Here is a 12090-nt window from a genome sequence, read left to right as displayed (position 1 = left end):
TGTCGTTTCTCGTTGTCTTGAGGTCGCTGACAGAGCAGGTCGCGAGCGTCGTCAGGTTGATGATCGAAAGCGTCAGCACTCCACTGATGGTCCAGCGAGTTTGCGGTCAGGCGTGATGGGGGCGCTGTGCACCATAACAATACGTTGACGCCGCCCGTCATCCGTCGGGCGCAGCATTTCGGGGAAGTAACGATGAAGATGCGACGACTTTTAGGCGCAGGTGCCGCACTGGCGCTTGCGATGGGCGCAACACTGGCCAGCGCGGAAACCAAGACCCTGAACATCGGTTACGTTGACGGCTGGTCCGACAGCGTTGCGACCACCCACGTAGCGGCCGAAGTGATCAAGCAGAAACTCGGCTATGACGTGAAGCTGCAAGCCGTCGCCACCGGGATCATGTGGCAAGGGGTTGCCACCGGTAAACTCGACGCCATGCTCTCGGCCTGGCTGCCCGTCACCCATGGCGAATACTGGACGAAAAACAAGGATCAGGTCGTCGATTACGGCCCGAACTTCAAGGACGCGAAAATCGGCCTGATCGTGCCGGAGTACGTCAAAGCCAAGTCGATCGAAGACCTGAAAACCGATGACACCTTCAAGAACCGTATCGTCGGTATCGATGCCGGTTCAGGCGTGATGCTCAAGACCGATCAGGCGATCAAGGATTACGGCCTCGACAAATACAACCTCAAAGCCAGTTCCGGCGCCGGCATGATCGCCGAGCTGACCCGTGCCGAGAAGAAAAACGAATCCATTGCTGTCACCGGTTGGGTGCCGCACTGGATGTTCGCCAAGTGGAAACTGCGCTTCCTCGACGACCCGAAAGGCGTGTACGGCGCGGCTGAAACCGTGAACAGCATCGGCAGCAAAGAGCTCGATGCCAAGGCACCGGAAGTGGCCAAGTTCCTGAAAAACTTCCAGTGGGCGTCGAAAGACGAGATCGGCGAAGTGATGCTGGCGATTCAGGACGGCGCCAAACCTGAAGCGGCTGCGAAAGATTGGGTCGCCAAGCACCCGGATCGCGTGGCTGACTGGACCAAATAACCACAAATAACGTCGCACCCCTGTAGGAGTGAGCCTGCTCGCGATAGCGTCCCGTCAGTTGATGAAAATATCGACTGATACAACGCCATCGCGAGCAGGCTCACTCCTACAGTTGTTTTGGGGTGTGCTGAAGAATGGCGAATACGTCATGGCGTTCTACTACTAAGGTCGTCTGTTACCGCTCCCGCAGCCGCATACATTAGCTATGTTCCAACAATAATTTGTGCTGCGAGGATAAAAACAATGAACGACAGCATTTACCTCTCGATTCAAAACAGTCCCCGATTCAAGGAGCTGGTTCAGAAAAGGGAACGATTCGCCTGGATTCTCTCGGCAATCATGCTCGGGCTTTACTCTGGCTTCATCCTTTTGATCGCTTACGGGCCGCACATACTGGGAGCGAAACTCAGTCCTGAGTCTTCGATTACCTGGGGTATTCCGATCGGTGTCGGGCTGATTCTTTCGGCATTCATCCTCACCGGGATCTACGTGCGCCGCGCCAATGGCGAGTTTGACGACCTGAACAATGCGATTCTCAAGGAGGCTCAGCAATGATCCGGCGTCTACTGGCTCTATTGAGTGTTGCGGCTTTCGCGCCGAGTGTCTGGGCGGCTGACGCGTTGACGGGGGAGGTGGCCAAACAGCCGCTGAACATCCCTGCGATCCTGATGTTCGTGGCCTTCGTTGGCGCGACGTTGTACATCACCTACTGGGCCTCGAAGAAAAACAACTCGGCGGCCGACTACTATGCGGCGGGCGGCAAGATCACCGGTTTCCAGAATGGTCTGGCGATTGCCGGTGACTACATGTCGGCGGCGTCCTTCCTGGGGATTTCGGCGCTGGTGTTCACCTCCGGCTACGATGGCCTGATCTACTCGATCGGCTTCCTGGTGGGCTGGCCGATCATTCTGTTCCTGATCGCCGAGCGTCTGCGTAACCTGGGTAAATACACCTTTGCCGACGTGGCGTCCTACCGCCTTGGGCAAACCCAGATCCGCACCCTGTCTGCTTGCGGTTCGCTGGTGGTGGTGGCGTTCTACCTGATCGCGCAAATGGTCGGTGCCGGCAAGTTGATCCAGCTGCTGTTCGGTCTGGACTACCACGTCGCGGTGATCCTGGTCGGTGTGCTGATGTGCATGTACGTGTTGTTCGGCGGCATGCTGGCGACTACTTGGGTGCAGATCATCAAGGCGGTGCTGTTGCTGTCCGGCGCTTCGTTTATGGCGCTGATGGTGATGAAGCACGTCGGCTTCGACTTCAACACGCTGTTCTCCGAGGCGATCAAGGTTCACGCCAAAGGCGAAGCGATCATGAGCCCGGGCGGTCTGGTCAAGGATCCGATTTCGGCCTTCTCGCTGGGTCTGGCGCTGATGTTCGGTACGGCTGGCCTGCCACACATTCTGATGCGCTTCTTCACCGTGAGTGACGCAAAAGAAGCTCGCAAGAGCGTTCTGTACGCAACCGGTTTCATTGGCTACTTCTACATTCTGACTTTCATCATCGGCTTTGGCGCGATCCTGCTGGTCAGCACTAACCCGGCCTTTAAAGATGCGGCGGGCGCGCTGTTGGGCGGCAACAACATGGCGGCGGTGCATCTGGCCAATGCGGTTGGTGGCAGTATCTTCCTCGGCTTTATCTCGGCGGTGGCGTTCGCGACCATTCTGGCGGTTGTGGCAGGCCTGACGCTGGCCGGTGCTTCGGCGGTGTCTCACGACCTGTATGCCAGTGTGATCAAGAAGGGCAAGGCGAACGAGAAGGACGAGATTCGTGTCTCGAAGATCACCACCATTGCCTTGGCGGTGCTGGCGATTGGCTTGGGCATCCTCTTCGAAAGCCAGAACATTGCGTTCATGGTGGGCCTGGCGTTCTCGATTGCGGCGAGCTGTAACTTCCCGGTGCTGCTGCTTTCGATGTACTGGAAGAAGCTGACCACGCGTGGCGCAATGATTGGCGGCTGGTTGGGGTTGATCAGTGCTGTAGGCCTGATGATTCTTGGCCCAACCATCTGGGTGCAGATTCTGCATCATGAGAAGGCGATCTTCCCTTACGAGTATCCGGCGCTGTTTTCGATGATCATTGCCTTTGTCGGGATCTGGTTCTTCTCGATTACTGACAAGTCGGCGGCTGCGGATAAAGAACGCGCGCTGTTCTTCCCGCAGTTTGTGCGTTCGCAGACTGGGTTGGGGGCGAGCGGTGCGGTTTCGCATTGATGGTTTGATGGTTTTGTAATGTTGTGCTGAATGCCCCGGTTGAGAGATCGGGGCATTTTTTGTGGGCGGTTATCGGGCAGGCCGTGTTTTTCGTGCGGTTCGTGTACATGTCCGTTGCTGCGGTTAGGGCTGCTTAGGGTTCCGCCCTTGCGGCGGGTCACCTTTTCCAAACGCCGAAAAGGTAACCCAAAAGGCTTGCTCCTACGTGCGGCCCGCTCGCTGGGGCTCGGGGTTCCTTCGCTCCGGGATCGATCCGGGCGCAGCGCCTACGGTTTGCTTCGCTGCACCTCCTCTCGCTGTGTTTGGCTGCGCCAAACGGTCGCTGCGCTCCCACGCCCGGATCAATCCCTCCACTCAGCCTTCCGACGTCGCCCGTGGATCAAGATCAAAAGCTGCAGCCGAGCTAACGCTCATCCTGTGTAGGAGCTGCCGAAGGCTGCGATCTTTTGATCTGCTTTGGCTTTGGCTTTGGTTTTTGATCTTTTGCCCCATCGGCAGGCCGAGCGAAGGTGTTCATCCGGGGGTTAGGCGCGCAGCGCCGTGCGGCGAAGCCGCATACATCGAGAGGAGGTGCAGCGAAGCAAACCGTAGGCGATGCCCCCGGATGGACACCGTAGCGAGGGAACACTGAGCCTCAGCGAAGTGCCGTACGCCAGGGGCAAAGCCTTTTGGTTCCTTTTTGGCGTTTGAAAAAGGGACTCGCTGTAAGAGCGAAACCGCCAGTGGCAGCTCCCGCAACAACGGATATGCCCCCAAATCCCAAATCCCAAATCCCAAACCCAAACAAACAAAAACGGCCCCTATATAAATAGAGGCCGTTCCCGGTACAACTTAAGACGTTATCGCAAGACAGGTCTTATTTGCGGTCTTCCAGCTTGGTCAGATCACGCGACTCATAACCGGTATACAACTGGCGCGGACGGCCAATCTTGTACGGGCTGGAGAGCATCTCTTTCCAGTGCGAAATCCAGCCAACAGTACGTGCCAGGGCGAAGATCACAGTGAACATGCTGGTAGGAATGCCGATCGCCTTGAGGATAATCCCCGAGTAGAAGTCGACGTTCGGGTACAGCGAGCGTTCGATGAAGTACGGATCGGTCAGGGCGATCTCTTCCAGGCGCATGGCCAGTTCGAGTTGCTTGTCGTCCTTGATGCCCAGTTCCTTCAACACTTCGTCGCAGGTCTGCTTCATCACGGTGGCACGCGGATCGCGGTTTTTGTAAACGCGGTGACCGAAGCCCATCAGTTTGAACGGATCGTTCTTGTCCTTGGCCTTGGCGATGAACTTGTCGATGTTCGACACATCGCCAATCTCGTCAAGCATGGTCAGAACGGCTTCGTTCGCACCGCCGTGGGCAGGGCCCCACAGTGCGGCGATGCCGGCGGCGATACAGGCGAACGGGTTCGCACCCGAAGAGCCGGCCAGACGCACGGTTGAGGTCGAAGCGTTCTGCTCGTGGTCGGCGTGGAGGATGAAGATCCGGTCCATGGCCTTGGCGAGTACCGGGCTGATCGGTTTGATCTCGCACGGGGTGTTGAACATCATGTGCAGGAAGTTTTCCGCGTACGTCAGATCGTTGCGCGGGTACATCATGGGTTGACCCATGGAGTACTTGTAAACCATCGCTGCCAGGGTCGGCATCTTGGCAACCAGACGGATCGCGGAGATTTCGCGATGCTGCGGGTTATTGATGTCGAGGGAGTCGTGGTAGAAGGCCGAGAGGGCGCCGACTACACCGCACATGACGGCCATCGGGTGGGCGTCGCGACGGAAACCGTTGAAGAAGGTTTTCAGCTGCTCGTGAACCATGGTGTGGTTTTTCACGGTGCTGACGAACTGGGCCTTCTGTTCTGCAGTCGGCAATTCACCGTTGAGCAGCAGGTAGCAGGTTTCCAGGTAGTCCGACTTTTCAGCCAGCTGTTCGATCGGGTAGCCGCGGTGCAACAGAATGCCGTTGTCGCCGTCGATATAGGTGATCTTCGACTCGCACGAGGCGGTCGACATGAAACCAGGGTCGAAAGTGAAGCGGCCCGTGGCCGTCAGGCCCCGAACATCGATTACATCGGGACCAACGGTGCCGGTTAAAATGGGCAGCTCGACGGGGGCTGCGCCCTCGATGATCAACTGCGCTTTTTTGTCAGCCATGTGGCCTCCTATTTATGCTTGAACCATCAGACAGACCCCCCACGCAGGGCCCGCACCACTATAGTGAGATAAATTCGAATGTCAATTTGCCTAAAGTCTTGCTCCAGAAGGCTTTAAGCGCACTTTTTCCTCGAAATTGCCTGCCATTTACGCCTTTTATTCGACTTGTGCAATCAGCTATTTGGGGTAGGTGATTGCGTTGTCATTAGTAGCCTAACTGTCTATACTCGGCCACCGACCGCCAAGGGCTTTTGGGCCTGCTTTATTGGGGGTCGCATCCCTGGGTGGTGGTTACCTGACCAGTGCACTCCCCAACAACTTTGCCCTGATTGTTAGGGGCTCTTCAGTGTGAAAAAAAAGCCGTGAAAAGCCAACGACCTGTAAACCTAGACCTAAGGACCATCAAACTCCCCATCACCGGCGTTACGTCGTTTCTTCACCGTGTTTCCGGCATCATCCTCTTCCTGGGCCTTGGCTTCATGCTTTATGCATTGGGCAAATCCCTGGGTTCCGAGGAAGGTTTTGCCGAAGTGAAGGCATGCTTGACCAGCCCGCTGGCCAAGTTCGTAGCATGGGGCCTCCTGTCCGCTCTGCTGTATCACTTGGTAGCCGGTGTGCGCCACTTGATCATGGACATGGGCATCGGTGAGACGCTGGAAGGCGGCCGCCTGGGCTCGAAAATCATCATCGCCATTTCCGTGGTGCTGATCGTTCTGGCAGGAGTTTGGATATGGTAACCAGCGTTACGAACCTTTCGCGTTCGGGCCTCTATGACTGGATGGCGCAACGTGTGTCTGCGGTTGTTCTCGCGGCTTATTTCATCTTCCTGATCGGATACCTTGCAGCGAATCCGGGCATTGGCTACGACCAGTGGCACGGCCTGTTCGCTCACAACGGGATGCGTATCTTCAGTCTGCTGGCCCTCGTTGCCCTTGGCGCTCACGCCTGGGTCGGCATGTGGACCATCGCGACCGACTACCTGACGCCGATGGCGCTGGGCAAGTCCGCGACTGCAGTACGTTTCCTTTTCCAGGCAGTATGCGGCGTTGCGATGTTCGCTTACTTCGTCTGGGGTGTGCAGATTCTCTGGGGTATCTGAGTCATGGCTAACATTCCAACGATTTCTTTCGACGCCATCATTATTGGTGGTGGCGGTGCCGGCATGCGCGCTGCGCTGCAACTGGCGCAGGGCGGTCACAAGACTGCCGTGATCACCAAGGTTTTCCCGACCCGTTCGCACACTGTATCCGCTCAGGGCGGCATCACTTGCGCAATCGCGTCCGCTGACCCGAACGATGACTGGCGCTGGCACATGTACGATACCGTCAAGGGTTCCGACTACATCGGTGACCAGGACGCTATCGAATACATGTGTCAGGAAGGCCCGGCCGCCGTTTACGAGCTGGACCACATGGGCATGCCTTTCTCGCGTACCGAACAAGGTCGTATCTACCAGCGTCCGTTCGGTGGCCAGTCCAAGGACTACGGCAAGGGCGGTCAGGCTGCACGTACTTGCGCCGCTTCCGACCGTACCGGTCACGCGCTGCTGCACACCCTTTATCAGGGCAACCTGAAAGCCGGTACCACGTTCCTGAACGAGTACTACGCTGTCGATCTGGTGAAAAACCAGGAAGGCGACTTCGTCGGTGTGATCGCTATCTGCATCGAAACCGGTGAAACCACCTACATCCGCGCCAAGGCCACCGTATTGGCTACCGGCGGTGCAGGTCGTATCTACGCGTCCACCACCAACGCCCTGATCAACACCGGTGACGGCGTTGGCATGGCTCTGCGTGCTGGTGTGCCGGTACAAGACATCGAAATGTGGCAGTTCCACCCGACCGGCATCGCCGGCGCCGGTGTACTGGTTACAGAAGGTTGCCGTGGTGAAGGTGGTTACCTGATCAACAAGCACGGCGAGCGTTTCATGGAACGTTATGCTCCGAACGCCAAAGACCTTGCCGGTCGTGACGTTGTTGCTCGCTCGATGGTTAAAGAAATCATCGCCGGCAACGGTTGCGGCCCGAATGGCGACCACGTACTGCTTAAACTCGACCACCTGGGCGAGGAAGTACTGCACAGCCGTCTGCCAGGCATCTGCGAACTGTCGAAGACTTTCGCTCACGTTGACCCGGTTGTTGCGCCGGTTCCGGTTGTTCCGACTTGCCACTATATGATGGGCGGCGTTGCCACCAACATTCATGGTCAGGCGATCACCCAGGACGCTGAAGGCGTCGACAAGATCATCCCGGGCCTGTTCGCTGTAGGCGAAGTGGCTTGCGTATCGGTTCACGGTGCCAACCGTCTGGGCGGCAACTCGCTGCTCGACCTGGTGGTATTCGGCCGCGCTGCCGGCCTGCACCTGGAAAAGGCGCTGACCGACGGCATCGAATACGACGACGCTACCGAAGCCGACATCGAAGCTGCCCTGTCGCGTCTGAACGCGCTGAACAGCCGTACTGATGGCGAAGACGTGGCAACCCTGCGTCGCGAGCTGCAGAACTGCATGCAGAACTATTTCGGTGTATTCCGTACTGGCGAATACATGCAGAAAGGTATTGCTCAGCTTGCTGACCTGCGTACCCGCATCGCCAACGTGAAAATCAACGATAAGTCGCAGGCGTTCAACACTGCTCGTATCGAAGCGCTGGAACTGCAGAACCTGCTGGAAGTGGCTGAAGCTACCGCCATCGCCGCTGAAGTCCGCAAAGAGTCGCGCGGTGCTCACGCCCGTGAAGACTTCGAAGACCGTGACGACGAAAACTGGCTGTGCCACACCCTGTACTTCCCGGGTGACAAGCGCGTCACCAAGCGTGCCGTGAACTTCTCGCCGAAGACTGTTCCGACTTTTGAACCTAAGATTCGGACTTATTAAGGGTGGCCGCCATGTTGCAAGTCAGCGTTTATCGTTACAACCCTGATCAGGACGCCGCGCCGTTCATGCAGGAATTCCAGATCGATACCGGTGGTAAAGATCTGATGGTGCTGGACGTACTGGCCCTGATCAAAGAGCAGGACGAGGGTTTCTCCTATCGTCGCTCTTGCCGTGAAGGTGTTTGCGGTTCCGACGGCATGAACATCAACGGCAAGAACGGTCTGGCGTGCATCACGCCGCTGTCTGCCGTTGTCAAAGGTAACAAGTTGGTTGTTCGTCCGCTGCCAGGTTTGCCGGTTATCCGTGACCTGGTCGTCGATATGAGCATCTTCTACAAGCAATACGAAAAGGTGAAGCCTTACCTGCAGAACGACACGCCGGCTCCGGCCATCGAGCGTCTGCAGTCGCCAGAAGAGCGCGAAAAGCTCGACGGTCTGTACGAGTGCATCCTGTGCGCTTGCTGCTCGACCTCTTGCCCGTCCTTCTGGTGGAATCCGGACAAGTTCCTGGGTCCAGCTGCACTGCTGCAAGCTTATCGCTTCCTGGCAGACAGCCGTGACACCAAGACCAACGAGCGTCTGGCTTCACTCGATGACCCGTTCAGCGTCTTCCGCTGCCGGGGCATCATGAACTGCGTCAACGTATGTCCGAAAGGCCTGAACCCGACTAAGGCCATCGGTCACATCCGTAACATGCTGCTTTCAAGCGGCGTGTGATTCAGCTGCTGTAACCGCTGTACCGTAGAGGCTGTGGCGCGGGCTTCAACCCGCGTCATGGCTATAACCAGAGCAGTAGCCACAAGCTGCCGCTCTTATTTTGAAGAAATGAGACAAGCAGGGGCATCCGGGCTGGTACCCGGACTATCAGTGTGATCCTAAGTGGCTTGTTTTAGTCGCTGCATTCGGACTTCTGCAAGTTTGCTCGGTGTCGACATCGATGGTGTTCCCCTAACCGAGGGTGACCAAGCATGCAAGAAAGCGTGATGCAGCGCATGTGGAACAGCGCCTACCTTTCAGGTGGAAACGCTGCCTATGTGGAAGAGCTTTATGAGCTCTACCTGCACGACCCTAACGCTGTGCCAGAAGAGTGGCGCACCTACTTTCAGAAGTTGCCCGCCGACGGCAACTCTGCCACTGATGTTTCGCACTCCACAATTCGCGATCATTTCGTGCTGCTGGCAAAGAACCAGCGCCGCGCCCAACCGGTTTCCGCCGGCAGCGTGAGCAGTGAGCACGAGAAGAAGCAAGTTGAAGTGCTGCGATTGATCCAGGCCTACCGTATGCGTGGCCACCAGGCAGCCCAGCTTGACCCGCTGGGGCTGTGGCAGCGTCCTGCACCTGCAGACCTGTCGATCAATCATTACGGCTTGACCAATGCCGATCTTGATACGACCTTCCGTGCCGGCGACCTGTTCATCGGCAAAGAGGAAGCGAGCCTACGCGAAATTCACGAAGCGTTGCAGCAGACATATTGCCGCACCATCGGCGCTGAATTTACGCACATCACCGATTCCGAGCAGCGCCAGTGGTTCCAGCAGCGTCTGGAAAGCGTGCGTGGTCGTCCGACGTACTCCGCCGACATCAAGAGCCACCTGCTTGAGCGCGTGACTGCCGGTGAAGGCCTGGAAAAATACCTGGGCACCAAATACCCGGGCACCAAGCGTTTCGGTCTGGAAGGCGGCGAAAGCCTGATTCCGATGCTCGACGAACTGATCCAGCGTTCCGGTTCCTACGGCACCAAGGAAGTCGTCATCGGCATGGCCCACCGTGGCCGTCTGAACGTACTGGTCAACACCTTCGGCAAGAACCCGCGTGAGCTGTTCGACGAGTTCGAAGGCAAGAAGAAGGTCGAGCTGGGTTCCGGTGACGTTAAATACCACCAGGGCTTCTCGTCCAACGTGATGACCGCCGGCGGTGAAGTTCACCTGGCCATGGCGTTCAACCCGTCCCACCTGGAAATCGTTTCCCCGGTGGTAGAAGGTTCGGTGCGCGCCCGTCAGGATCGTCGTAACGACCCGACCGGTGAGAAGGTTCTGCCGATCTCCATCCACGGTGACGCTGCTTTCGCAGGTCAGGGCGTGGTCATGGAAACCTTCCAGATGTCGCAGACCCGCGGTTTCAAGACCGGCGGTACCGTGCACATCGTGATCAACAACCAGGTTGGTTTCACCATCAGCAACCCGCTGGACTCGCGTTCCACCGAGTACGCCACCGACGTTGCCAAGATGATCCAGGCGCCGATTCTCCATGTGAATGGTGATGATCCGGAAGCCGTGTTGTTCGTGACCCAGCTGGCTATCGACTACCGCATGCAGTTCAAGCGTGACGTGGTGATCGACCTGGTCTGCTACCGTCGTCGCGGCCACAACGAAGCTGACGAGCCAAGCGGCACCCAGCCTCTGATGTATCAGCAGATCACCAAACAGCGCACCACCCGTGAGCTGTACGCTGATCGTCTGACCCAGGGCGGTGTGCTCGACGCCGAGCGTGTTCAGGCGAAAGTCGACGAATACCGCAACGCGCTGGACAACGGTCTGCACGTAGTGAAATCGCTGGTCAAAGAGCCGAACAAAGAGTTGTTCGTCGACTGGCGTCCGTATCTGGGCCACGCCTGGACTGCGCGTCACGACACGCGTTTCGATCTGAAGACCCTGCAAGAACTGTCCGCCAAGCTGCTGGAAATTCCGGACGGCTTCGTGGTTCAGCGTCAGGTCGCGAAGATCTACGAAGACCGTCAGAAAATGCAAGCCGGCGGCCTGCCGATCAACTGGGGTTACGCCGAAACCATGGCGTACGCGACCCTGGCGTTTGAAGGTCACCCGATTCGCATGACTGGTCAGGACATCGGCCGCGGTACGTTCTCGCACCGTCACGCTGTGCTGCACAACCAGAAAGACGCGGGCACCTACATTCCGCTGGCGCACTTGTACGACGGTCAGCCACGCTTTGACCTGTACGACTCGTTCCTGTCGGAAGAAGCGGTACTGGCATTCGAATACGGTTACTCGACCACCACGCCAGACGCGCTGGTGATCTGGGAAGCTCAGTTCGGCGACTTTGCCAACGGTGCACAGGTTGTGATCGACCAGTTCATCACCAGCGGCGAGCACAAGTGGGGCCGTCTCTGCGGTCTGACCATGTTGCTGCCACACGGTTACGAAGGTCAGGGCCCTGAGCACAGCTCGGCACGTCTTGAGCGTTACCTGCAGCTGTGCGCCGAGCACAACATTCAGGTAGCGGTACCGACCACGCCAGCACAGATCTACCACTTGCTGCGTCGTCAGGTGATCCGTCCGCTGCGCAAACCGTTGATCGTGCTGACGCCGAAGTCGCTGCTGCGCCACAAGCTGGCCATCTCGACCCTGGAAGATCTGGCCGAAGGTTCGTTCCAGACCGTGATCCCGGAAATCGATACTCTGGACCCGAAAAAGGTCGAGCGTGTGGTTCTGTGTAGCGGCAAGGTCTACTACGACCTGCTGGAAAAACGCCGTGCCGAAGGCCGTGAAGATATTGCCATCGTGCGTATCGAGCAGCTGTACCCATTCCCTGAGGACGACTTGAAAGAAGTCCTGGCTCCGTACACCAACGTCAAAAATGCCGTTTGGTGTCAGGAAGAGCCGATGAACCAGGGCGCCTGGTACTGCAGCCAACACCACTTGCGTCGCAGCATCGGGAACCTCGACAAGTCTCTCGTACTTGAGTACGCGGGCCGTGAGGCTTCTGCTGCACCTGCTTGTGGTTACGCATCGATGCACGCCGAGCAGCAGGAAAAACTCCTGCAAGACGCGTTTACCATTTAACGCCTTCGCGCACCTG

General features: G+C 57.6%; 9 protein-coding genes. 8 read left to right on the top strand and 1 reads right to left on the bottom strand.

The genetic code is table 11. From position 1 onward, the window contains the following. Positions 1–192: 192 nt before the first annotated feature. The 3 genes from ACZZ0B_RS17720 to ACZZ0B_RS17710 all read left to right on the top strand — a co-directional run bounded on the left by ACZZ0B_RS17720 (position 193) and on the right by ACZZ0B_RS17710 (position 3254). Positions 193–1044, top strand: coding sequence for a glycine betaine ABC transporter substrate-binding protein (locus ACZZ0B_RS17720; RefSeq protein ID WP_008087297.1), 852 nt, complete (start codon positions 193–195; stop codon positions 1042–1044). Positions 1045–1287: 243 nt separating this feature from the next. Further along, complete coding sequence (locus ACZZ0B_RS17715) at positions 1288–1599, top strand: DUF485 domain-containing protein (RefSeq protein ID WP_008087300.1); 312 nt, start codon at positions 1288–1290, stop codon at positions 1597–1599. Then, positions 1596–3254 (top strand): cation acetate symporter, encoded by a 1659-nt coding sequence (locus ACZZ0B_RS17710; RefSeq protein ID WP_440095744.1) that lies wholly within the window; start codon positions 1596–1598, stop codon positions 3252–3254. Before ACZZ0B_RS17715 ends, ACZZ0B_RS17710 begins: the two co-directional genes overlap by 4 nt. Before the next feature lie 856 nt (positions 3255–4110). On the opposite strand, the gene gltA is transcribed toward ACZZ0B_RS17710, so the two are convergent. Then, the gene (gene gltA, locus ACZZ0B_RS17705) at positions 4111–5400 is read right to left on the bottom strand and encodes a citrate synthase (RefSeq protein ID WP_008077946.1); all 1290 of its coding nucleotides are present in this window, start codon (positions 5398–5400) and stop codon (positions 4111–4113) included. A 362-nt stretch (positions 5401–5762) separates the two neighbouring features. On the opposite strand from gltA, the gene sdhC reads away from it, so the two are divergent. From sdhC to ACZZ0B_RS17680, 5 genes are all read left to right on the top strand, one after another. Continuing rightward, on the top strand, positions 5763–6137 hold the full coding sequence (gene sdhC, locus ACZZ0B_RS17700; protein WP_045122948.1) for a succinate dehydrogenase, cytochrome b556 subunit: 375 nt from the start codon (positions 5763–5765) through the stop codon (positions 6135–6137). Further along, a complete protein-coding gene (gene sdhD, locus ACZZ0B_RS17695) occupies positions 6131–6499 on the top strand; it encodes a succinate dehydrogenase, hydrophobic membrane anchor protein (RefSeq protein WP_007977503.1) in 369 nt (122 codons plus the stop codon). The genes sdhC and sdhD overlap by 7 nt, the downstream gene beginning before the upstream one ends. A gap of 3 nt (positions 6500–6502) precedes the next feature. Further along, entirely contained in the window at positions 6503–8275 is a 1773-nt protein-coding gene (gene sdhA / locus ACZZ0B_RS17690) for a succinate dehydrogenase flavoprotein subunit (protein WP_008077944.1), read from the top strand. An 11-nt stretch (positions 8276–8286) separates the two neighbouring features. After that, positions 8287–8991: a succinate dehydrogenase iron-sulfur subunit gene (locus ACZZ0B_RS17685; RefSeq protein ID WP_008077942.1), complete on the top strand. Its 705-nt coding sequence runs from the start codon at positions 8287–8289 to the stop codon at positions 8989–8991. A gap of 251 nt (positions 8992–9242) precedes the next feature. Beyond that, positions 9243–12074, top strand: coding sequence for a 2-oxoglutarate dehydrogenase E1 component (locus ACZZ0B_RS17680; RefSeq protein WP_008077940.1), 2832 nt, complete (start codon positions 9243–9245; stop codon positions 12072–12074). Positions 12075–12090: the final 16 nt, after the last annotated feature.

Source organism: Pseudomonas sp. AC247 (assembly GCF_979258015.1).
This window is presented reverse-complemented; position numbering and strand designations above follow the sequence as displayed.

Coding starts and splice junctions, on each gene's coding strand:
- sdhD (WP_007977503.1), top strand. CDS start 6,131: ATGGTAACCAGCGTTACGAACCTTTCGCGTTCGGGCCTCTATGACTGG.
- sdhA (WP_008077944.1), top strand. CDS start 6,503: ATGGCTAACATTCCAACGATTTCTTTCGACGCCATCATTATTGGTGGT.
- gltA (WP_008077946.1), bottom strand. CDS start 5,400: ATGGCTGACAAAAAAGCGCAGTTGATCATCGAGGGCGCAGCCCCCGTC.
- ACZZ0B_RS17680 (WP_008077940.1), top strand. CDS start 9,243: ATGCAAGAAAGCGTGATGCAGCGCATGTGGAACAGCGCCTACCTTTCA.
- ACZZ0B_RS17710 (WP_440095744.1), top strand. CDS start 1,596: ATGATCCGGCGTCTACTGGCTCTATTGAGTGTTGCGGCTTTCGCGCCG.
- ACZZ0B_RS17685 (WP_008077942.1), top strand. CDS start 8,287: ATGTTGCAAGTCAGCGTTTATCGTTACAACCCTGATCAGGACGCCGCG.
- ACZZ0B_RS17715 (WP_008087300.1), top strand. CDS start 1,288: ATGAACGACAGCATTTACCTCTCGATTCAAAACAGTCCCCGATTCAAG.
- ACZZ0B_RS17720 (WP_008087297.1), top strand. CDS start 193: ATGAAGATGCGACGACTTTTAGGCGCAGGTGCCGCACTGGCGCTTGCG.